The organism is Streptomyces acidiscabies (genome assembly GCF_020010905.1).
Classification (GTDB): domain Bacteria; phylum Actinomycetota; class Actinomycetes; order Streptomycetales; family Streptomycetaceae; genus Streptomyces; species Streptomyces acidiscabies.
Window position 1 is genome coordinate 2777641 of record NZ_JAGJBY010000002.1, and the last position, 21982, is coordinate 2799622.

Below are 21982 nucleotides of genomic sequence, written 5' to 3' on the forward strand. Positions count from 1 at the left end.
GCTTCGCCGGGGGCGTGTCATGTGTCGTCGGCCTCCGCGTCCTCCTCCGCCAGTACCCCAAGCGGTACGGGGCGGGCCAGCAGGCGTCGGCCGGGGACGGGTGCGCAGCCCGCGATGCCGGCCACCCCCGGCTCGCACATCCGGCCCTGGCACCAGCCCATTCCGACCCGGGTCAGCAGCTTCACGGTGCGCAGGTCGCCCGCGCCGTGAACGTTCACGGCAACGCGCACGGCGCCGGCGGTGACCTCCTCGCAGCGGCACACGACCGTGTCGTCCGTGACCTGGTCCGGCCAGTGGGCGGGCGGGGCATAGGCGCCGTCGAGCGCCGCGAAGAATGTGCGCAGGCGGGTCCGGGTCCGGGCGGCCGGCGCCCAGGCGGTGGGGTCGGGGTCGGTTCCGTGGAGGCGTGCTGCGGCCGAGCGGCCCGCGATGTGGCCCTCCGCGAGGGAGAGGGCCGCGCCGCCGATGCCGGTGGCCTCTCCGGCGGCCCAGACGCCGGGGACGTCGGTGCGCTGCTCGGCATCGACGCGTACGGCGGGGCCGTCGAGGGTGCAGCCGAGGCCGTCGGCGAGGTCGGTGTGAGGGAGGAGGCCGTGGCTGACGGCGAGGGTGTCGCAGGGGAGGGTGCGGTTCGACCGGCCGTCGGTGACGGTCACGGCCTCCAGGCGGTCGGTGCCGTGCGCCTCCAGGACGGTGTGACGCATCATCACCTTCGTTCTTTGGCGCAGGAGTTGAGCCGCGTACCCGGCCCCCTCGGCGAGCTTGGCCGGCTCCCGGACGAGGGCACCCGTACGCCGTACGAAGGCCCGGGGGTCGGCCGAGTCGACCAGTGCGACGACCCGCGTACCCGCCGACGAGAGCCCGGTCGCGACCGGCAGGAGCAGGGGGCCGGTGCCCGCGACGACGGCGGTGCGGCCGGGGACGACGAGGGCGCCCTTGAGCATGGCCTGGGCGCCGCCCGCGGTGAGGATGCCGGGGAGGGTCCAGCCGGGGAAGGGGAGGACCTTCTCGTATCCGCCGGTCGCGAGCAGGACGCCGTCGGCGCGTACCGCGACGGAGTGTTGTTGCTCGGGGCCGAGGAGCGCGTGCACGGTGAAACCCGCCGACTCCCGTTCCACGCACCAGACATGATGATCCGTCAATTGCGCGATGCCGTGGGTTTCGAGGCCCGCGCGCAGGCGTTGCCAGGTGCGCCACTGGTGGTGCAGCGCCTGGGGGCGGCGAGCGCCGAGAGCAGGCGCGGGCTGGCGGTAGAACTGGCCGCCGGGCCCCTGACCGGCGTCGACGAGCGTGACACGTACGCCGCGTGCGGCGGCGGCCAGCGCGGCGGCGAGGCCCGCCGGTCCCGCGCCGATCACCGCGAGGTGGGGAGGTTCAGTCATGGCCCGTTCCTGACTGGGTGCGGACGTCCGAGCCGGGTTCGGCGGGGATGAGGCAAGCGCGTTGGTTGGGGCGGCCGTTGACGGTGACGAGGCAGTCGTAGCAGCCCCCGATTCCGCAGAAGACGCCGCGTGCCGTGCCGCTGTCCCGGGTGGTGCGCCAGGACGTGATACCCGCCGTCCACAGGGCGGCGGCCACTGTCTGACCGGGCAGTGCCTCGATGGGGCGGCCGTCGAAGGTGAGGGTGAAGACGGGGCCGGGGCGGGCGCGGACCAGCTTCAGGGGGTTCACGTGGTGGCCTCCTCGGTGAAACGGTCCGGGCGGAACGGGGTCAGGTCGAGATCGGGCCGTTGTCCGCCCAGGAGTTGGGCGAGGAGGTGGCCGGTGCCGGTCGCGAGGCCGATGCCCGCGCCCTCGTGACCGCAGGCGTGGTAGAGGCCGGGGGCTCTCAAGTCGGCGCCGATGGCCGGGAGATGGTCGGGGAGGTAGGGGCGGAAGCCCAAGTAGGTACGCATCGCCCGGACTTGGGCGAGGAACGGGAACAGCCGGGTGGCGCCCGCCGCGAGGGACCGTACGACGGGCAGGGTGAACGAGCGGTCGAAGCCCACGCGTTCACGGCTCGCGCCGATCAGGACGGGACCGGCTGCGGTGCCCTCCACGACCGGCGAGGTCTGGAGCGCCGCCGAGTCGCTGGCGACGTCCGCGACGTAGTCGGCGGCGTACACCTTGTGCCGGATCCGGCGCGGCAACGCCTCGGTGACCAGCACGAATCCGCGCCGGGGGAGGACCGGGAGGTGGACCCCGGCGAGCGCGGCGACCTCGCCGCCCCAGGTGCCGGCCGCGTTCACGACGGCCGGTGCGTGCAGGTCGCCCCGGTCGGTGCGTACGCCGCGTACGGCGCCGTCGGGCGCGCGCAGGATCTCGGTGACGGTCCGGCCGGTCTCGACGCGGGCCCCCGATGCCCGTAGCAGGTGGGCGGTGGCGAGGGTCGGCATGACCTGGGCGTCCTGCGGGTACAGCACCCCGCCCGCGAGACCGGGCGCCAAGTAGGGCTCCAGGGAAGGGAGTTCGTCCGAGGAGACGTGGGTTGCCGTCACCCCGGCCGCGCGCTGCGCCTCGGCCAGTTCCGTGAGGGCCGTGAGGCTCTCGGGCGTGGACGCGACGACCAGGCCGCCCTTCGGTTCGTACTCGTAGGCGGGGCCGTGCTCTTGTGCCAGGTCGGTCCACAACCGGGCGGAGAGCAGGGCGAGTTCGAGTTCCGGTCCGGGCTCCTTGTCGGAGACGAGGAGGTTCCCCTCGCCCGCGCCGGTCGTACCGCCGGCCACCGGGCCCCGGTCCACCACGACGACGTCGAGTCCGGCACGGGCGGCGTACAGCGCGCAGGCGGCGCCGACCATGCCGGCACCCACGACCACGACATCACAGCTGGACTGCTTGGTCACGACAGTAATATGTCACACACTATTCAGGACCGAAATACCCCGAAGGTCAGAGTCGCGGATGAGAGTGAATACGTCAAAATGTTAGTGATGCAGGTCACTCTCAGGAGGTGGGAGCATGCTGCCACGGCGATTAGCGCTGGTCACAGCTCCGCGGGCGGATGAAGCGTTCGCGTCGTGGGTGGATCGGATGGCTCGCGTCAACAGATGTCCACTGGCCGAGGTAGCCGATCTGATGGGACTCCACCTTCGGGGTCTGTATGTGAATGCGCGGCCCCCTGTGTTCGGGGTCCAATGCGATGCGGCGGTCCGGCAGACCGTGTACGCGGCGACGGGTGTCCCTGGCGGCATGGTGGACACGATGCACCTGTCGGTTTTCGAGGGTGGGCCGCTGAGCGTGGCTGCGGTGCTCTCCGCGGCTAAGGCACACTGGCCGTCGGCAGCCCGGGAGTGGGTGGAGGTGTACGGCAGCCGCGCCTGTCCGCAGTGTCTGCTGGCGTCGGGTGGAGTGTGGCAGCTGTCGTGTGCGGCGGTGTGCCCCAAGCATCAGGTGATGCTGCTGGATCGGTGTCCAGCGTGCGGTTGGGTACTGCGATGGGGTGGGGACCGACCTCGGGTCATGCCGGCGCAGTGGGTCCGGTCGCCGACTCGCTGCGCGAATGCCGTTCGCGGGAAACCGTGCTCGCAGTGGCTGCCCGCGATTCGCGTGCGCCAGGCAGACAAACGGACTGTCGCCGCGCAGCGGCGATGGCTGGACACCGCGTACAACCGGGCCTGCCCCGCGCTGGGGGGCGTGAACGTGTCGGCAGGAGAGTGGTTCGCGGCGTTCCGAGCATGCGTGATCTTGTTACGCCTCGGACTGCCCCAGATCCTAGAGCGTCTACCGAACGTGCCTGACTGGTGCTGTCGCGCCCTTCTGGATGAACGCATCGAGCGCGATGTGTACCGGAACCAGTTTGGCTGGGGTCCCGCTTCGGCCGAAGCCGCAGCAGCATTTCTCACGGTGGTGACCCCTCTTCTGGCCGCAGCTGACATGCGGAGGCTGGCTCGGCGGTTGGCACCGTTGGTGCGGACGGCGGTTGAAGAAGGCTGCTGGACGGCCCGGCCGTTGGCGCGGCTCCCGGTGCCGGAGGTCTTCGCGGAGGCAGTGGCGGCGCAGGTGCCGGTGGGACGTTCGGCCAAGGGTCCGCGCGGAGGAGGTGCTCGCGGTGAGCGGTGATACGGAGGCACCGGAGCCATCCGTTCGGGACATCGACATGGTGCGGGTACGGTACGCCGATTCCGCCGGGCACCAGCATCTGGTGCGGCTGGAGGAGGCTGCTGACGTGCCGTTCGAGGACGGCAGGATGGTGCGGGCCATTCCCAGTCACCGAGATCAGGGGCATATGCCGGGCCAGTACTGGGTGGCGAAATGGGGTGACTTCGCCGAATACGAAAGCGTGCTGGAGTCGAGGTGGCTGACGCTGCTGGACTTCGACCCGCAAGTGACCGCATTCGTCACGCAGCCCTTGGAGTTCGTCGCGATCGACGCCCGCGGGGCCTGGCAGCACACACCAGACGTCTTCGTACGCCACCGTGACGGCAGCGTGTTGCTGCTGGACGTGAAGAACCCCGAACTGCGTGACGATCCGGACGTGCTGCTGCAGGAGGAGCGCACCCGGCGTACCTGCGAGCGACTGGACTGGGACTACGCGATGGTTTCGGAGCCGAGCGAGCAGCGTTGGGTGAACGTCGATCTGCTGTCCAGTGCCCGGCGCCCGCTGCATCTGGGTGCGGATCTGGTGCCACGCCTACTCGAACTGGCCCGTGAGCCGGTGGAGATCGGGGAGCTCATTCGGTTCATGGAATACCCGGATCTGGCACGCGCGGTGCTGTATCACCTGATGTGGCATCAGCGGATCGTCACCGATCTGGATCGCCCGTTGCGAGACACAACGCTGGTGAAGACCGCAGCGGAGGCGCAACATGACGTTTGACGGCGCGGTGCGACTGCAGCGTGGATCCAAGGTGTGGCTGGACGACGAGTTGTACACCGTGACAGGGGTGACCGACGACGGTGTGCGACTGCGTTCGGAGAGCGGTTCGTGGACCGTGATCGGCGTGGGACACCTTCTCGCAGACCCGACCTTCCGTCCCTACGAAGGCGACGCGAACCCGGAAGGCGAGGACGCTGCCGAGCACGACCCCGCGGAAAGGAAACTGTGGCTGGACGCCGCCGCCTTGTTCGACAAGCTGAGCGACAAGCAGTTGGGGGAACTGCAACGCGCCCAAGAGCACCTTCTGGAAATGACGACTGGTTTTCGCAGTGGAGATCCAGAAAACGCCGCGCCCGGAGAACCCAGGCCGGAATATGCCCCTGACGTGTCGCTGGCCCAGCGGGTACAGAGCAAAGCGCGGGAGCTGGGCTACAGCGAGCAGCAGATCTGGCGGCGTCTGCGGAAATGGCGGGACGAAGGCCCGTGGGGCCTCGTGGACCGGCGCAGTCATCGGCCGTCGGATCCCCTGGCTGGAGCGGATCCACGGTTGATCGACGCGATCGTCGCCCAATACCACGTGACCGAGGCGGTCGACTCGACCGGCAGTCTGAACCGGCTGCGCCGCCGAGTGGAGCGCCGCCTGGTTGACGCCCATGGGCCGGGCACGGTGAAGGTGCCGGTGCCCAAGACGTTCAACCGGTACGTCGCCGCTCTCCTCCCCGGCCGCTACACCACGGGGCAGGCCACGACGCGGCAGTCTGTGGAGAACCGGCCAGGCGGCCATTACCGGCCGATCACCGCCAGTCGTCCCGGTGAACTGATGATGATCGACACCAGCTGGCTGGACGTACGTGCCTATGACCCGGTCGAAGACGTCGTCTTTTCGGTGGAACTGACCATCGCGATCGACGTGTGCACCCGCAGCCTGCTGGGATGGCGTCTGGTGCCCAAGGGAACGAAGGGCGTGGATGCGGGACTCGTGATCGCGGACGCGATGATGCCGGAACCGATGCGGCCCGGATGGCCGGACGGGCTGCGACACCGCATGCTGCGCCTGCCGTGCGAGCCTAAGCTCACGCTGGACGAGCGGTTCGCGGCCGCCGCAGCCCGCCCGGTGGTGTTCCCCGAGAGGATCGTGATCGACCACGGCAAGGCGTTCGCCTCTCAGGCGGTGAAAAACGTGTGCCGCCGCTACGGGATCACCATCCAGGACACCCGTAAGTACCGGCCCACCGATAAGCCACAGGTCGAGGCCGCTTTCAAGACGATCAGAAGCCAGTTCTCCGAACACATCGCCGGCTACAAGGGCAACCACGTGGTGCACCGCGGCCGGGATGTCGACTCGACCGCCCGGTGGACGATCGAGGAACTGGAGGAGTTCTTCGCGGAGTACGTCGTCTCCGTCTACCAGCGCCGCCGGCACACAGGGCTGGTGCTGCCAGGGTTCCCGGAGATCACTCTGTCTCCGAACGACGCCTACCGACTGGCGGTGCACCGCTGCGGCTTCATCGCCGCCCCGCGCGATCCCAATCTGTTCCTGGAGCTGCTGCCGATCCACTGGTGTGGCATTCACGACCGCCGTATCCAGAAGGACTACCTGCACTACAGCGCGCCCATCACGGGCACCTACAACGAGTCCAAGTCCCCCTACGCGCACGCCATGGGCGCCTGGCCTGTCCGCTACGACCCACGAGACGTGACCCAGGTCTACCTCCATGACCCTTACACCGGAATCTGGCACACGCTGCGCTGGACACACGCGTTGACCGGGCTCGAGCCGTTCACAGACATCACTCTGCGCCAGGTCAAGCAGGAACTACGTGAACGAGGCCGCGCCCCACAGGACCAGGAGGCCGTAATGGACGCGTTGTTGGACCTGCAGAACCGCACGGACGCCGCCGAGGCGTCCACCGCACGCTCCCGCAGGGCCCGGGCCCGTGACGCCCAGCGAGCCAGGGCGGCGGCGCGAGACAAAGCTCGCACTGCACTGGTCGATTCCGCCGCCGACGTCCCTGTAAAGGATTCCCATCTGAAAGCCGTGCCGCCACTGCCCGCAGACGACGAGGAAGAGGTCACGATCGACTTCGACGCCCTGCCGTCGTACGAAGTGTGGGGCGGCCGTCCGGGGAAGGACGACACACCGTGATGGCCCCGCGACCGGAGGATTCCAAAAGCCTGCACCCGGGCCTGGCCGAACCGCGCACCAACGAGGACTGGTTCGACTACATGTTCTACGAGCCACCGTCCAGCCCCTACCTCCCGCCGTACGACACCTACCTGGCGATGGACAAGGAGGATCCTGAACGGCGTCGTCTCAACCGCAGTCGCAACCGGTATCACAGCGCGTTGGTCCTGGCCTGGACTCCTGCCGTTCAACACTTCGAATCGGAGATCATGGAACTGCTCGATGCCAACGAGGAGGCTCCGCCCGGCGCACGGCCCGGACTGCTCATCGACGGTCCGCCCACGGTCGGCAAGTCCACTCTGGTCAAGATGATCGGCCGGAAGTTCGAACAGGGACTTCGCAGGGACTTCCCCGAACGGTTTGCCCCAGAGCGGCTGGGGGTCTACGTCCCTGTCGTCTATATCTCCCTCACGGACCAGGTCACCCCCAAGCAGATCTCCCTCGCGATCGCCCGCTACCTGAGCGTCTCGACCAGCGGCACCAAGGACGCCGTCGATGATCGTGTCCTGAGCGCGCTCACGGCGTGCGGTACGCAGCTGCTCATCTTCGACGACCTGCATTTCCTGGACTGTGCCCACAAGGAAGGGCGTGCTTCCAATGACCACATCAAGTTCCTCGCCAACCATGCCCCCTGCACGATCATCGGCACCGGCGTCGACCTGGAGGAGAGCCCTCTACTCAGCGAGGGAGGTCCTACTGGACCCGTCAAGCGGAACCCCCGCGTCAAGTCTCCGCCGCGCAAGGGTCCCAGAACCCAGACAGCAGGCCGGTTCAGCCGCCAGGAACTCGCGCCCTTCGCCCTGGACAGCAAAACCGAAATCCTGCAGTGGGTTGGCGTCGTCAACTCCCTGGAGAGCGCACTGTGCTTGTACCGGCACAAAAAGAACAGCCTGACCCGTCGGCACTGGCGCTATCTTTTCGATCGCACCGACGGCAGCATCGCCGGTCTGCACGCTCTCCTCCGCCGCAGCGCCGTACGCGCCGTCACACAGGGAACCGAGGCCGTCACGCGAGAGGTCATGGACTCCATCGTCCTGTCGTACGCCCACGAACGCGCCTACGCCAAGGTCGTCGAACTGCAGTCACGCCCGTCGGTGAAGAACAGGAACAAACCGGACAAGAAGCCGACCGCAGCAGACGGAAGTGCCTGAGGAGCCGTCAGCACCTGACGTGCACCTGGTACAGGGCACTGGCATGCTCTGCGTGTGCCCCCGTCGTTGCGTCGCCTTGCGCTGGTGCCGGACCCGTACCCCGGTGAGTCCCTGCTCAGCTGGGTCGACGCGCTCGCAGGGCTCAACCGGATCAGCCGTCTGCAAGCCCTGCGTTTCGCGGCCTTCGTCCGTCCCGGTAGCTCCGCGTACCGCCCCAGCTTGCGCTTCGTCGCCCATCTGCCAACGGATGTGATGGCCCGTGTGCAGGTCACCACTGGGCTGTCCGCCGCGCAGCTGCATCGGATAACCCTCATGCACTACGCCGATGGTGTTCTGCCATCGCCGCCTTCCTCCACGCACCGACGGACTATCGCCATGTGGCTGCACCGCCTACAGCTCGCGCAGCCTGTCAGTTCGCGCGCGTGCCCGCCCTGTTTGCGGGAGAGCGGTGGGCGTTGGCTGCTGCGCTGGCGTCTGATCTGGTCTTTCGCTTGCGTACGCCACCGCGTTTTCCTGCTCAGCGTCTGCCGCGGCTGCGGCAATGGTCTGCACCAGGTGCTTCCTGGTCCGGGAAGCCCTGTGATGTGCGGCCAGTCCGACTGGAAGCGTCCGGGATACGTCTGCCGGCACTCCATCTGGCGCATGCGGCCTCCCCGGCTGTCCGACACGCACCTCCTCGAATTCCAGCGCCGCCTCGACGATCTCATCGACCATCCCCACCGTCCGGGCAGCATGGACATCCTGCGCACGCTGCACCTGGCGCTGGAGGACATCCGCGGCGGCTATGACTTCGCCCCATCGCTACCGGACACCGATGCCGTGCTCCATCGGCGGTGGCACGGCCACGGCGGCGTCTTGTCGTATCTGGACGATCCTCTGCTCACCGCAGCCCTCATCAAGATCGCCACGCTGGGCGGCATCGGTACGTCCCGAACAGCCCGCGCTCAGATCGACATGGTCTCGTGGTCGACCGACGGCTTCCCTCGGACCACCGGCGTATCGCCGGTCAATCGCTTCGGCGGAACGTGCCGAGCCATCGCCTGCCTGGCCTGGGTACCGCCCGGACAGGGCGTCGTAGCTCGTGCGAAGGACGGACCGTTGATTCTGTGCCCCGCGCACGTCGATCACGCCACGTCGGACAGATACAACCCCCTGCCCCCTGCCGTCGCCGAAGCCTTCTCCCCACGGCCGTGACTCGCTGAAGTCCAATCCGGGTCGTACGCGCGGTGCGGGCGGCGATGCATACGAGGACGGAGAGTGCGGAGACACGTCGTTGGACGTGGACAGCTTTCTCGTCCTCTGAAGGGATTGCCGGGATCTCCGGCATCCGGAACCCACACACTTTGGCCCCCATACGGCTCGTTACGACCTTTGCGCCCCCAACGGCCGAGCAGGGCCCAGATGAATTGCAACCGCCTGAATGTCGCCCAACCCGGCAGCCTCAGCTCCTGCAGCGTCGCCGCACGTGACAGCCTCAAGGTCGCCGCCAGCGTATCGACCCAGCTGAGGAACGACTCCCCGGCGAAGGGAATCGGGACGACGCCGAGCCGCCGGACTCGCTCCTGGTCAGCCACGGTCCACCATGTCTCCGCTCGTCCTGCTCGCCGTGTACTCCACGATGGGGTTCGCGGGGCTCTCCACGATGGGGTTCGCGGGGCTCTCACCCCGTCGTGGCAGCCACGCTGGTCGAAAGTCCGGGTGGGCGGAGTAGGGCAACAGCAGGCACCGTACGGCGTACCTCAGCGCCTTCCCCTCAATGGTTCGTGGATCGGTGTCCGCGCAGGCGTCCAGGATCAGCCGCTGGGATTCGATCCCCAGCACTCGCAGTTCGTGGTTTCCCTTTTGGAGGCGCTGTTCCTCATCACGGAGCCGGGCGTCGAGGAATCGTAGTCGTGGGTCGGTGCTCGTGATCGGCCCGGAGCGTTCCCGCGAACGTGCCCGGACGGTGAACTGATCCGCGTGCTGTGGACAGTGCGTGCCTCCGTCGGACGCGTCGTTCACTGTCGCGCCGTGCCCCGCCGGAACCCAGGTCCCGCAGCCAGGGTGGTGGCAGTATCCGCCGAAGCGGTTCGCCGGCAGTTGGAATTCGCCATGGCGTAGCGGGAGTCTTGGCTGGGGAGGGCCCCAGTTCGGCCGGGCCTTCACCTGTTCTGCCGCCCCGCTGTCCGTTGAGCCGAGCCCGGCCTCGGTTGCGACTTTCAGGGCGGCGGCCACGATCAATGGCCGAGGCTGCCAGCGGAAGCCGTCGGGTGCGTGGTCACTGTCCCACGCCTGGTGAACGACCTTGTCGGTATGAGGAAGGCGCACCGGCCGCTCCGCATCCCACGCATCCTGCATCGAGCGGTACAACGCTCCGAAAAGCTCGTGAATCTGTGCCTGCGTCAGATCTTCCGAACCCTCCAGAAGGCGGTCGATCCGCTGCTGGCAGTCGAGAAGCTGGAGGTCATGGACCGGCTTGGTAGGCATTCGGCGGATGTCACGGCCGCAAGGCCTACTCGGCTTATAACGTCCCCAGCCCGGCGCGGGGCCGGGACAGATCCAGGACTGCGGAGCTCCAGGCCGCGGGGGATGAAGTCCAGCGTCACAACCCCGGCATTCCGAGATCAGGTAAAGCCGATGCTCCACGCATGCGAAGGACCAAACCAGCCGCCATTTCAGGAGCCATCGGGCGCCGTTCTCCCTCAGACATACCGGACAGGCGTTGGAACGCTGGCGCAACACCATCCGCTGCCAATATCTCCAGCCGGCCAGGGCGTCCTGCCCTTCCGCGTCAGGTTGTGGAAGCGGATCCAGGGCCCCTCCTGCATAGCGAGCAAGCGTTATACCCCGCACCTGCTCCTCCGTCAGCCCAGTGGTGAGCCAGACGGATCGGACGACGGCGTCGCTGACGTGGTGGCCGAAAGCGTCCGACACCGAAGAGCCATTGGCCATGCCCGTCATCCGCAGTGCCATGAGTCGGGAAACCTGGTTGAGTCGCGCGAGCGCGTCCACCCAGCTCAGCAGCGACTCACCGGAATACGGCTCGGGCACCAGTGCAAGCCTGCGCAAGGGGCTTCGGACGTTCATGATCTCCTCTCCGCGTTTCCCCAGGGTGCACAGACACTCCCGGAAAGCGGGGACTCCAACCCTTTGAGGCGAGTCGCCCATGGCACTGCCAATCATCGCCAGACCGGTGCGGGACTGTCCGGACCGGACAGTCCCGACGACGCCTATGTCACGCCTATGCCCTATCGGAGACCAGTGGATTTCGCCCACCGCCGCGGGCGCACGCACACCATGTCCACCGGGACCCATCACGCAAGCGTGATCCATTCATTGACCCAGGCCGAGAAACTCGGGCCCTGGATCGGGGTCGTGGTGTGCTTGGAGCGGACTTCGTTGAACGAGCGGGCCCAGCCCGCGTCGAATGGGCCCGTGACATGCACGCAGTGAAGATCATGACGCCGAAGGGCACGGCGATGGTCACGGCTCGGTCCGAGGGCGACGTCGACCAGTCCGTTGCAAGGCCCGGCGGATGTCCCGTCCGGCGACTTCGGTGACCCTGCGGCCGCGGCCGCAGGAATCGGTGACAACGTGGGAGCCGGATCCCCCGACTGCTCCGAACAGCACGTTTCTGCTCCTCGTCGACTGCCCGATCACGTCCGGAAGTTCGACACCTTGGGCGCCGACAAGGCACTGCGTACGGATATCGATCAGAACAGCGCGTCGTAGCCCCGGAACGCCACGGGCCTGCCGACGCACGACTTCCCCTTGTCCTGAGCGGCTCGCGCGTGGCTGACGTTCGAGCGGAGCGCCGAGCTGACAGGAGCGAACCCGCCCCGCGCATCAGTCCGCGGCGGGAACAGCGGACCGACCAGGGCGGACGGCGACGTCGGCACAAGGCGCCGGGGCGATCAGCTCACCGATCGCCCCACGCACGGTTCCCCGTCTCGTGCCCAGCGGGTCACTGGCGTCTTGCTGCCAGCAGGCCGTCCACCACCAGTCCGGCCAGGGCCTCCGCCCTGGCGTGACGGTCCGCCTGCTGCATGTGTTCCGGGCGCCCCAGGCGCCGGGCGAGAGGTTCCTGGACCAGCCCTGACACGGGAGCGATGATGGCGAAGACCACAACGTCCAGTGGAACCCGCGCCATGCCACCGGAGGCCATCAGCCTCTCGATGCTGGGCGCGACGAGGGCGAGCGTCGGCTCGATGTAACGCTGGTAGAGGTAGTCCAGCCGCTCAGTGTCCTGTGCGGACTCGTCCGCCATCAGCATGGCGAGGTACGGCCGGCCGACGCTGACGCGGTAGAACTCCATGACGAACCGCCGCACCACGTTCTCGTCGTCACTCCCAGGGACGGGCGGCACCATGCCCTCGAGTTGGGCCCCGAGCGCAGCGTCCACCACGGCCCGCCAGTATGCCGCCTTGGAGCCGTAGCGGTCGTTGATGAAGGTGGGGCCGACCCCGAGCCGACGGGCGAGCTCCCGCGCCGACGCGCGGTCGTATCCGAGCGTCGCGAAGGCCTCCAGGCCCCGCTGCAGGACGTCCCGCTCGGTGGGCACCGCGGCGGAATCCGCCCTGGGGCGGCCCGGGCGTCGGGTGGTACTCGGCTGGTCTCCCAAGCATCCTCCTCAGTCGGCTGTACGGGCGCGTGCCCGCCAGTCGCACCAGCGTAGCCGTCCCGATCTTCACGCTTGAGCACCGTCAATGGGCCAGCAACCTCCCCGGATCCGACACCGAGGTTCCCGCCTGGACCGCGCTTGACACAGAGCGAGCAGGAGGTAATCCTACAGGTGTTGGATTTAATCCGGGTCGCTCACGGAGGGCCCGCACAGAGCCGCCCGCGCCGTCGGGCGGAGCATCCATTTACCCACCACGCAGATTCCCATCAACCCGGCATCGCGACCCCGGATAGTACGAAACCGTTTCGTACGCAATGGGCTCGCGCCAGTACAGGGAACGGCACAAGGAGCCATCATGCGTAAAACCACCGTCGGTGCGGCCGCTGTCGCATCCGCGCTCATCGCCTCGATCACCCTCGCCGCGGGAGGGACAGCCACCGCGACGACCGCCGACTCGACCGCGGCGCACCCCATCGCCGCCCAGAAGGGGCTGTCCCAGACCAGCATCCCGACCCTCGTCGATCCTGCCGCGGGCCTCACCTACGACCCCGACCAGCCCAACCAGTCATGGTACCTGACCGCGCACGTGACCGCGGGGGGCCACCGGTACGGCTTCCTGGTCCACTACCTCAACGCCAACTTCGGCACGCAGGGCAGCGCCATCTCGAAGGTGTCGGTGATCAACGAGGAGACGGGCTGGTACACGAAGTCGGAGACCCCCCTCCCCCTCGGAACGGGTCTGTCCGACAAGCAGGGGGTGGACATCCACACCGACAACGTCACCTGGACCGGCGATGCCAAGGAGATGAAGCTGCGCGCCAAGGTCCCCGAGGGGACCATCGACGTCACGCTGCGCCCTCGCGGAAACGTTCTCTACAACCTGGGGACGGGATACTTCCCCATGTTCGGTGACGCGAAATACTCGAACTACGAGTACGCCCTGCCCACGGTGGACACCTCCGGGACACTGACCCTCAACGGCCGCGCCGAGAAGGTCCGCGGGCAGTCCTGGCTGGACCGCCAGTGGGGACCTCTGCCGGATCTCACCACGGGTCGCGCCTCCTGGTCCTGGATGAACCTCAACCTGTCCAACGGCGACAAGGTCAGCGTCTGGAACCAGCAGTACGACGGCAAGAAGAACAACTTCGCGACCATCCTGAAGCCCGACGGCACCCAGACCCTCACCGAGGCGACCCTCACGCCCGACGAATCCACCCGCTGGACCAGTCCGGCCAGCGGCAAGAGCTACCCCACGCGCTGGAAGGTCACCATCCCCGGCGAGCACGCCAAGCTGAACGTCGAGGTCTACGCCGAGGATCAGGAACTGCTGGTCCCGGGCCCCGGCTATGAAGGCAGCGCCAAGGTCACCGGCACCTACGACCACCGCCCGGTCACCGGCACCACGTACGTCGAAATCACCAGCGGCAAGTAGCGCCGACTCGTCGATGGCCTCGGCGCCGCCCTTGCAGGGGAGGCGCCGAGGCCATAGGCAGGTACCCGGCTACGCGGAAAACGCTAAGGCAGCGTGATGCCGAGTCGCTCGGCGAGTTCGACGGCGCTGACGCCGTACGTCTCGCGGATCCGTACACCCTCGGGGCCGACGTCGAAGACGCCGTGGTCCGTGTAGACGCGGCTGACGCAGCCGACGCCGGTGAGCGGGTAGGTGCACCGCGGCACGAGCTTGGGCTCACCGGTGCGGGTGAAGAGCGTCATCATCACGTAGACGTCCTTGGCGCCGATGGCGAGGTCCATGGCGCCCCCGACGGCCGGGATGTCCTCGGGCCTGCCGGTGGTCCAGTTGGCGAGATCGCCGTCGAAGGCCACCTGGTAGGCGCCGAGGACGCAGACGTCGAGGTGTCCGCCGCGCATCATGGCGAAGGAGTCGGCGTGGTGGAAGTAGGCCGCTCCCGGCAGCTCGGTCACCGGGACCTTGCCGGCGTTGGTCAGGTCGGGGTCGACCGCGTCGCCCTCGGCCTTCGGGCCCATGTTGAGCATGCCGTTCTCGGTGTGCAGCACCACCCCGGAGCCGTCTGGCAGATGGTCGGCGATCTTGGTGGGCTGCCCGATGCCGAGGTTGACGAAGGAGCCGGCCGGGATGTCGCGTGCGATCACGGCGGCCAGTTCGTCCATCGACAGACGATGATCGGTGGGTGTGGTGGTCATCGCGCCCCTTGGACCGTGTAGTGACGGGCCTCGACCTGGACGATCCGGTCGACGTAGATGGACGGGGTGACGACGGCCTCGGGGTCGAGCTTGCCCGGCTCGACGACCTGGTCGACCTGGACGATGGTCGTCGTCGCGGCCGTGGCCATGACCGGTCCGAAGTTGCGGGCGGTCTTCCGGTAGACGAGGTTGCCCAGCGTGTCGGCGACGTGCGCGCCGATCAGCGCGTAGTCGCCCTTGATGGGGCATTCCAGCAGGTACTTCCGGCCGTCGATCTCACGCTCTTCCTTGCCCTCGGCGAGCGGTGTGCCGACCGCGGTCGGGCAGTAGAAGGCGCCGATCCCGGCACCGGCCGCGCGCATCCGCTCGGCGAGGTTGCCCTGCGGCACCACCTCCAACTCGATCCTCCCCTCGCGGTAGAGGCCGTCGAAGACCCACGAGTCGGCCTGGCGCGGGAAGGAGCACAACACCTTGCGCACCCGCCCCGCGGCGAGCAGCGCGGCCAGCCCGACATCGCCGTTGCCCGCGTTGTTGGACACGATCGTCAGGTCCTTCGCGCCCTGCCGGATGAGCGCGTCGATCAGATCGAACGGCATCCCGGCCAGCCCGAAGCCGCCGACCAGAACGGTCGCCCCGTCCTCGATGCCCGCGACCGCCGCGTCAGCGCTCTGGACGATCTCCGCCCTGCTCATCGGTCCGACCCCGTGACGTCGCAGCTCTCCAGGACGACGGCCAGCCCCTGGCCGACCCCGATGCAGATCGCGGCGACGCCGTAGCGCTGCCCCGTCTCGCGCAGCACCTTGGCCAGCGTGGCGAGGACGCGGCCGCCTGAGGCGCCCAGCGGGTGCCCGATCGCGATGGCGCCGCCCTTCTGGTTGACGATGCCCGGGTCCACCTTCCACGCGTCGACACAGGCGAGTGACTGGACGGCGAAGGCCTCATTGAGTTCGACCGCGCCCACCTGGTCCCAGCCGATCCCGGCCCGGGCCAGCGCACGGTTCGCGGCCTCGACCGGGGCGTAGCCGAAGGCCTGCGGCTCCAGCGCCATCACCCCGCGGCCCGCGATACGGGCGATCGGTTCGGACCCGATCGCGGACGCGGCCTTCTCGCTGCCCAACAGCACCGCGGAGGCGCCGTCGTTGAGCGGGCTGGCGTTGCCCGCGGTGATGGTGCCGCCCTGCTCCGCCGTACGGAAGACCGGCTTGAGCCCCGCCAGCACCTCGGGTGTGGATCCGGGCCGGATGCCCTCGTCGCGGGCCAGGTCGACACCCTCGACCGGTACCACCAGGTCGTCGTAGAAGCCCGACTCCCAGGCGGCGTGGGCGAGTTGGTGGGAACGGGCGGCGAACTCGTCCTGCCGCTCGCGGGAGATCCCGAAGCGGTCCTGGAGCTGCTCGTTGGACTCGCCGAGGCTTACCGTCCACTCCTTCGGCATCCGTGGGTTGACCAGCCGCCAGCCGAGGGTGGTGGAGACGGCCGTGACGTCCCCGGCCGGGAAGGGCTTCGCCGACTTCGGCAGCACCCACGGCGCACGCGTCATCGACTCGACGCCGCCGGTGAGCACCACCTCGGCGTCCCCGGACTCGATGATGCGGCTGGCCGTCATCGCCGCGTCGAGGCTCGATCCGCACAGCCGGTTGATGGTGGTGCCGGGGACGCTCACCGGGAGGCCGGCCAGGAGTGCGACCAAGCGGCCGACGTTGCGGTTCTCCTCACCGGCGCCGTTGGCGTTGCCCCACACCACGTCGTCGATGGCGGCGGGGTCGAAGCGGGGCACCCGGGCGAGCGTCGAGGCGATCGCGGCAGCGGCGAGGTCGTCGGGGCGGACGCCTGCCAAGGCGCCGTTGAAGCGGCCGAACGGCGTCCGGGTCGCGGCGTACAGGAAAGCACTCATGGCAACGACGCTAGCCACGGGCCGCGATATTCTGAAGTACGCATATCCGAGCCGATTGATATGGACGACATATGGATCTCCGCCATCTCCGGTACTTCGTGGCGGTGGCCGAGGAGCGGCACTTCGGTCGTGCGGCCGAGCGGCTTCACATGGCCCAGCCTCCGCTCTCCCAGCAGATCCGGCAGCTGGAGGCGGAGCTCGGCGTCGAGTTGCTGCACCGCACGACACGGCGCGTGGATCTGACCGAGGCCGGCCGGGCCTACCTGGAGCGGGCGCGCGGGGTCCTCGCCGACGTCGACGAGGCCGGCCATCACGCACGGCTCGTCGCCGCCGGCTCGGTCGGGCACCTCGCGATCGGGTGCGTGGGCTCGGCGACGTACAGCCTGCTGCCCGCGCTCTCACGCCGGCTCACGGCGGAACTGCCCGGCGTCGACTTCTCCTTCCGCGGCGAGATGCTCGCACCCGACCAGGTCGAGGCGTTGCGCACCGGCGCGATCGACGTCGCGCTGCTCAGACCACCGGCGGCCGACCTGTCCCTCACGGTCCACACCCTGCGGCGGGACCGGCTCGTCGTAGCCGTTCCGGTCGAGCATCCCCTCGCGCGCCGGAAGAGGCTCCGCGTCGCGGACCTCGCCGGTGAAGACCTGATCGTGCACTCGGCCGACCGCCGGTCGGTGATGTACGACGTCGTACTGGGCCTTATGCGCGACGCGGGCGTGGAGCCGCACATCCGCCACGAGGTCGGCGAAACGTCGACGCTGGTCACGCTCGTGGCCGGCGGCCTCGGCGTCGCAGTCGTGCCGGAGCCAGTGATCGCGCTCGCGCTCGACGGCGTCGTCTACCGGCCGCTGACCGGGGCCGACGCACGCGTGGAACTGGCCGTCGCCCACCGAGCCGACCGCACCGAGCCGCACCTGGCGCGCACTGTGGGGATCATCCGGGCGGCGATCTGAGAGACGGGGACCGTGACCCCTCCTCGTGCGCGGCCTACCAGGAAACGGCCTACGCGACGATCTTCGCCACGGAGTCACGAGCCTGGTTCGCGATCCGGTCGTCCGTGGTGTCGTCCGCCCCGCCCACTCCGATGGCGCCGATGACCTCCCCGTCGGCCGTCACGATCGGCACGCCGCCGGCGACCGGCAGAAGGTTGGCGTCGACCAGGTGGGGAGGCGCCACCCGCATCTGCGGGGACGCGGCGAAGGCCGCGAACTTGGCGGTCGGGACACCGCTCACTGCCGAGGTGTACGCCTTGCGTCGCGCGGTCTCCACTCCGAGCAGGCCGACGCCGTCGTCACTGAGCAGAACCTTGGTGACACCGCTTCGGTTGACCACGACAGCGCACACCTTGTGCCCCTCGGCCCTGCCTGCTTCCAGAGCGGCGAGTGCGGCGCCATGGGCGATCTCGTAGCTGAGCGGCTCTCGCATGGGCGGTTCCTTCCCTGGCGGCCGCATGGTCGAGCGGCCGTCTTCCGTGGCGGAAGCCCAGTATGTCGCCGCCGACCTCGAATGTGAAGTGGTACTCGCATTCACATCATGTCGCAACTCACCGCACCGGCATGCCGAGCAGGTACAAGCAGGCGACGTTCACCAGTTCGTCTGTGAGCTGACGCCACGTCAGTGGCCGGTCGGACTCGAAGAGATCGCCGTACAGCACACGGTTCTGGCAGGTCCCGTAGATCAGGCGGTAGACGACGTCCAGGCGCCGTTCCGGTTCCGGCGCGTCGATCATCGGCAAGATCGGCTCCAGGAAGCGACGGAAGACGCGGTCGGCGTCGATGGCGGCCTCCGAGCCGACCCGGGCCACCGCGGGGTCGGTCGCACCTGCGGCCAGGAAGACGCGCATCAGCCGCTCGTGCGCCTGGTAGGTCTCGGTAAGGCCGGTTACCGCCGAGGTGACCAGCGCGGTCGGGTCCGTGCTCAGCGGGGCGAAGCGGCGGATGATGTCGGCGCGGAACTCCTCGATCATGTCGTGCTGCAGCGCCGCGATCAGGCGGTCCTTGTCACCGAACCGCCGGTAGACGCTGCCCACCGAGACGCCCGCCCGGGAGGCGACGGCCGCGACGGTGAGCGCCTCGGTACCGCCCTGTTCGAGGAGGGCCGTACCCGCCTCCAGGATCCGCTGCTGGGTCAGCCGACTGCGGGCCTGCTGCGCCGGTGGCAGATCGAGTGACGGTTCGGTACTCACCGTCCCAGCCTATACACGGTCGGCATCCACCCCGGCGGCATACCTCCCGGCCCACTCGCGAACACGGCTCTTGACGTCCACGAGACGTAATGCGAATGTGAATCCACAATCCCATTCGAGGACCGCACACCACGGTGCCCTCGCAGGTGATCCGCCATACCTCTGCACGCGCTACGCGTTGTGCGCCCGAGCCGCACGGGAGTCAGCACGATGACCACCACTTCAGAGATCGACACCGGCACGGCCTACGGCCGCCCGAAGCCCTCGTACAACGCCCGCCTGCGCGAGGTCGGGCCCGGTACGCCCATGGGCGAGGCACTGCGCCGCTACTGGCACCCCGTCGCCAGCTCGGAGACGCTCGTCGCCGGCGCCCTGCCGCAGAAGACCCGCGTCCTGGGCGAGGACCTGGTCGTCTTCCGGGACGGGCAGGGCAACCCGGGCGTCGTGATCGAGCGCTGCACGCACCGTGGCGCCAGCCTCTTCTACGGCCGCGTCGAGGACGACGGCATCCGCTGCTGTTACCACGGCTGGAAGTTCGACGTCCAGGGCCGCTGTATCGAGCAGGCCTGCGAGCCGGCCCTCGGTCGCCGACGCGACGCCGCCCGTCAGCCCTGGTACCCCGTCGCGGAGCGCTACGGCCTGGTCTTCGTCTACATGGGCCCGCCCGAGCTCAAGCCGGAACTCCCGCGCTACGACGCGCTGGAGAACCTCGCCGAGGACGAGAGGTACTTCGCGAGCTGGCCCGTCCCGCACGCAGCGGTCCTGGGTATGCCGGCGGACTTCAGCTGGCTCAACATCTACGAGAACTCCGCCGACCCGACCCACGTCACCTGGCTGCACTCCACGCACAGCGGCTACCAGATGCTGGGCACCGGCACCTTCGGCTACCCCGAGAACTTCTTCGACCCGGCCACCATCACGGACCGCCTGACGTACGAGCGCACCGACCACGGCGTCAAGTACACCCAGCGGTTCGAGATGGAGGGTGAGGACGGAGAGGTCACCGAGTACGGCTTCGCGGTCGAGCAGCATCTGCCCAATGTCTTCGGCCTGCCGGACTACGTGAAGGTGATCCCGGACGGACGCCCCGACCAGCTGCTGTGGGTCGTGCCCTCGGACGACACCAGCCACCGGCTCTTCTTCTCCATCCGTACGAACGACCCCGAGCGCATGGTCCACTTCGTCATCGGCATCACACAGAACGGCAAGCAGAACCACGAGCTGACCGACGAGGAGCGCCAGAGGTTCCCCGGTGACACGGAGGCGCAGGGCTCTCAGGGAGCGATCACCCTGGACTCCGTGGAGACCCTGGCCACCGGGGACCGCGGTGTCGTCATGCTGCGTCGGATGCTGCTGACGATGGCTGACGACGTAGAGGCCGGACGGGACCCGATCAACATCATCCGGGACGCGTCCGAGGTCCACCACACCCAGTCCGGCCTGTTCACCATCGGCAAACCCCCGGCGGACGACGCCGATGTCAACGCCGACGCCGACGCCGCGGCTGGAATCTGAGCGAGCACCATGAGCAACGAGTGGCTCGACACCATCGTGATCGCCCGACACGAAGCGACCGCGCGGATCGTGGTGCTCGACCTGATCAGTCCCGACGGAACCGAGCTCCCGGAGTTCGCCGCCGGCGCCCATGTCGACGTCCTCCTGGACGGTGGCGGCACCGCCGGACTGGTCCGTCAGTATTCGCTGTGCGGGCCGCCGCACGACCGCACCCGGTACCAGCTGGCCGTGCTGGCCGAGACGGCGTCGCGCGGTGGTTCCCTCGGGATGCACCGGCTCCGCGCGGGTGACCGGCTGCGGATCTCGCGTCCGCGCAACAGGTTCGGAGTCTCGGACAAGGCCCGTCGCCATCTGCTGGTGGCAGGCGGTATCGGTGTCACTCCCCTGCTGGCCATGGCGCACGTGCTCCAGGTCACGGGCGCCGAGTACGAGTTCCACTACTGCGCCCGCAGTCGCGCGGACGCGGCGTTCCTCGACGAGTTGGAACGCAACCCCCGTGTACGGCTGCACTTCGACGACGGCCCAAACGACCAGCGGTTCAGCGCCGGCGACCTCGGCCCGCCCGACCCCGGCACGGCGGTCTACGTGTGCGGGCCCGGAGGCTTCATGGACTTCGTGATCTCCTCCGCGCAGGGAGCGGGATGGCCCGCCGAAGCGATCCACAAGGAACGCTTCGCGCCCGTGCAGGACACCGAAGCGCACACGGAGGGCAGCGCGTTCACGGTGCGGCTCGCCAAGTCCGGCGGTGAGTACGAGGTCAAGGACGGCGAGAGCGTCCTGGACGTCCTGCTCTCGGGGGGCGTCGACGCCCCCTACTCCTGCCAGCAGGGGATCTGCGGCGAATGCATCGTGCGCGTACTCGCGGGAGAACCCGACCACCGCGACGACATCCTGACCGACCGTGAACGCGCCGACGGCATGTTCACTACCTGCTCGTCCCGAGCACACTCACCGATTCTGGAGTTGGACCTGTGACAACCGCATCCACCACATCCAGCCCATCCACCGTGCGCAGCAAGGCAGTTCAGGCGGTCGAGCAGGCGGAGGCCGCCTGGCTCCTGGCGCTCACCGAGGGCGAGGAGGCCATGACCGCCCTCATGCTCGACGACAGCCGGGCGGTCCACGGCCCCGTGGGGAAGATCGACGACGCCAGGACCTTCGCCCACTTCACCTGGACTCGCCGCCGCCACGTCTTCGCGAGGGCCGAGGAGCTCAGCATCACCGTGCGCGGCAACACCGCGATCACGACGTGTCTCCAGGAGATGCACATCGTCTTCGACGAGAACCTCCCGCCGTTCCCGGTGCAGGAGGCCGTGACGCGCGTGTGGGAGGAGACCTCCGGGGGCTGGCGCCTGGCACACATGCACCAGGCCAAGCGCATGCCGCCGGTCTGACATCCCGCAGGGCGGGCGGCCGTGTCCTCACCGCTCTGTTCGATGAACGGACAAGAGGGTTCGGGACAGGCCGTCGGCCGAAGAGAGTTCGACATGCAGG

The 21982-nt window shown here is 68.6% G+C and carries 20 protein-coding genes; 10 read left to right on the forward strand and 10 right to left on the reverse strand.

Annotation, left to right across the window (positions count from 1 at the left end):
• Nucleotides 1–17: 17 nt before the first annotated feature.
• Genes J8M50_RS38895 through J8M50_RS38905 form a run of 3 tightly spaced genes read right to left on the reverse strand, consistent with a single transcriptional unit; the run spans nucleotide 18 to nucleotide 2822 of the window.
• Nucleotides 18–1382, reverse strand: a complete 1365-nt coding sequence (locus J8M50_RS38895) for an FAD/NAD(P)-dependent oxidoreductase (RefSeq protein ID WP_010358099.1) — start codon at nucleotides 1380–1382, stop codon at nucleotides 18–20.
• Nucleotides 1375–1671: a (2Fe-2S)-binding protein gene (locus J8M50_RS38900; protein WP_010358101.1), complete on the reverse strand. Its 297-nt coding sequence runs from the start codon at nucleotides 1669–1671 to the stop codon at nucleotides 1375–1377. The genes J8M50_RS38895 and J8M50_RS38900 overlap by 8 nt, the downstream gene beginning before the upstream one ends.
• Complete coding sequence (locus tag J8M50_RS38905) at nucleotides 1668–2822, reverse strand: NAD(P)/FAD-dependent oxidoreductase (protein WP_010358102.1); 1155 nt, start codon at nucleotides 2820–2822, stop codon at nucleotides 1668–1670. Before J8M50_RS38905 ends, J8M50_RS38900 begins: the two co-directional genes overlap by 4 nt.
• Nucleotides 2823–2937: 115 nt before the next feature.
• Here J8M50_RS38905 and J8M50_RS50295 point away from each other — a divergent pair, with 115 nt between their 5' ends.
• The 5 genes from J8M50_RS50295 (at nucleotide 2938) to J8M50_RS38930 (ending at nucleotide 9325) form a co-directional block, all read left to right on the forward strand.
• On the forward strand, nucleotides 2938–4038 hold the full coding sequence (locus tag J8M50_RS50295; protein ID WP_075660965.1) for a TniQ family protein: 1101 nt from the start codon (nucleotides 2938–2940) through the stop codon (nucleotides 4036–4038).
• Nucleotides 4028–4795: a TnsA-like heteromeric transposase endonuclease subunit gene (locus tag J8M50_RS38915; protein ID WP_010358103.1), complete on the forward strand. Its 768-nt coding sequence runs from the start codon at nucleotides 4028–4030 to the stop codon at nucleotides 4793–4795. The genes J8M50_RS50295 and J8M50_RS38915 overlap by 11 nt, the downstream gene beginning before the upstream one ends.
• On the forward strand, nucleotides 4785–6941 hold the full coding sequence (locus J8M50_RS38920; RefSeq protein ID WP_010358104.1) for a TnsB C-terminal domain-containing protein: 2157 nt from the start codon (nucleotides 4785–4787) through the stop codon (nucleotides 6939–6941). Before J8M50_RS38915 ends, J8M50_RS38920 begins: the two co-directional genes overlap by 11 nt.
• Nucleotides 6941–8131: a TniB family NTP-binding protein gene (locus J8M50_RS38925; RefSeq protein WP_010358105.1), complete on the forward strand. Its 1191-nt coding sequence runs from the start codon at nucleotides 6941–6943 to the stop codon at nucleotides 8129–8131. Before J8M50_RS38920 ends, J8M50_RS38925 begins: the two co-directional genes overlap by 1 nt.
• 84 nt (nucleotides 8132–8215) lie before the next feature.
• Nucleotides 8216–9325: a TniQ family protein gene (locus tag J8M50_RS38930; protein ID WP_078481240.1), complete on the forward strand. Its 1110-nt coding sequence runs from the start codon at nucleotides 8216–8218 to the stop codon at nucleotides 9323–9325.
• A 372-nt stretch (nucleotides 9326–9697) separates the two neighbouring features.
• On the opposite strand, the gene J8M50_RS38935 is transcribed toward J8M50_RS38930, so the two are convergent.
• Both J8M50_RS38935 and J8M50_RS38940 read right to left on the reverse strand, forming a co-directional pair.
• Nucleotides 9698–11197 (reverse strand): DUF6221 family protein, encoded by a 1500-nt coding sequence (locus tag J8M50_RS38935; RefSeq protein ID WP_075692628.1) that lies wholly within the window; start codon nucleotides 11195–11197, stop codon nucleotides 9698–9700.
• A gap of 877 nt (nucleotides 11198–12074) precedes the next feature.
• Nucleotides 12075–12671: a TetR/AcrR family transcriptional regulator gene (locus tag J8M50_RS38940; RefSeq protein ID WP_010358113.1), complete on the reverse strand. Its 597-nt coding sequence runs from the start codon at nucleotides 12669–12671 to the stop codon at nucleotides 12075–12077.
• A gap of 415 nt (nucleotides 12672–13086) precedes the next feature.
• On the opposite strand from J8M50_RS38940, the gene J8M50_RS38945 reads away from it, so the two are divergent.
• Nucleotides 13087–14163, forward strand: coding sequence for a lipocalin-like domain-containing protein (locus J8M50_RS38945; protein ID WP_010358114.1), 1077 nt, complete (start codon nucleotides 13087–13089; stop codon nucleotides 14161–14163).
• Nucleotides 14164–14246: 83 nt separating this feature from the next.
• On the opposite strand, the gene J8M50_RS38950 is transcribed toward J8M50_RS38945, so the two are convergent.
• The 3 genes from J8M50_RS38950 to J8M50_RS38960 are packed head-to-tail and all read right to left on the reverse strand — an operon-like array spanning nucleotide 14247 to nucleotide 16788.
• Nucleotides 14247–14894, reverse strand: coding sequence for a 3-oxoacid CoA-transferase subunit B (locus tag J8M50_RS38950; protein ID WP_010358115.1), 648 nt, complete (start codon nucleotides 14892–14894; stop codon nucleotides 14247–14249).
• Nucleotides 14891–15586: a 3-oxoacid CoA-transferase subunit A gene (locus tag J8M50_RS38955; protein ID WP_010358117.1), complete on the reverse strand. Its 696-nt coding sequence runs from the start codon at nucleotides 15584–15586 to the stop codon at nucleotides 14891–14893. Before J8M50_RS38955 ends, J8M50_RS38950 begins: the two co-directional genes overlap by 4 nt.
• Nucleotides 15583–16788, reverse strand: a complete 1206-nt coding sequence (locus J8M50_RS38960; RefSeq protein ID WP_010358118.1) for a thiolase family protein — start codon at nucleotides 16786–16788, stop codon at nucleotides 15583–15585. The genes J8M50_RS38955 and J8M50_RS38960 overlap by 4 nt, the downstream gene beginning before the upstream one ends.
• A gap of 71 nt (nucleotides 16789–16859) precedes the next feature.
• Here J8M50_RS38960 and J8M50_RS38965 point away from each other — a divergent pair, with 71 nt between their 5' ends.
• Nucleotides 16860–17741, forward strand: a complete 882-nt coding sequence (locus J8M50_RS38965; RefSeq protein WP_075660962.1) for a LysR substrate-binding domain-containing protein — start codon at nucleotides 16860–16862, stop codon at nucleotides 17739–17741.
• Nucleotides 17742–17790: 49 nt separating this feature from the next.
• Here J8M50_RS38965 and J8M50_RS38970 read toward each other — a convergent pair whose 3' ends face one another.
• Nucleotides 17791–18213, reverse strand: a complete 423-nt coding sequence (locus J8M50_RS38970; RefSeq protein WP_010356455.1) for a GlcG/HbpS family heme-binding protein — start codon at nucleotides 18211–18213, stop codon at nucleotides 17791–17793.
• A 118-nt stretch (nucleotides 18214–18331) separates the two neighbouring features.
• Entirely contained in the window at nucleotides 18332–18973 is a 642-nt protein-coding gene (locus tag J8M50_RS38975) for a TetR/AcrR family transcriptional regulator (protein ID WP_010356454.1), read from the reverse strand.
• 210 nt (nucleotides 18974–19183) lie between these two features.
• Here J8M50_RS38975 and J8M50_RS38980 point away from each other — a divergent pair, with 210 nt between their 5' ends.
• Genes J8M50_RS38980 through J8M50_RS38990 form a run of 3 tightly spaced genes read left to right on the forward strand, consistent with a single transcriptional unit; the run spans nucleotide 19184 to nucleotide 21882 of the window.
• Nucleotides 19184–20488 carry a Rieske 2Fe-2S domain-containing protein gene (locus J8M50_RS38980; RefSeq protein WP_010356453.1) on the forward strand — a complete coding sequence of 435 codons (1305 nt, stop codon included), beginning with the start codon at nucleotides 19184–19186 and terminating at the stop codon, nucleotides 20486–20488.
• A gap of 9 nt (nucleotides 20489–20497) precedes the next feature.
• Nucleotides 20498–21463, forward strand: coding sequence for a PDR/VanB family oxidoreductase (locus tag J8M50_RS38985; protein ID WP_010356452.1), 966 nt, complete (start codon nucleotides 20498–20500; stop codon nucleotides 21461–21463).
• Nucleotides 21464–21495: 32 nt separating this feature from the next.
• Entirely contained in the window at nucleotides 21496–21882 is a 387-nt protein-coding gene (locus J8M50_RS38990; protein ID WP_010356451.1) for a nuclear transport factor 2 family protein, read from the forward strand.
• Nucleotides 21883–21982 lie beyond the last annotated feature (100 nt).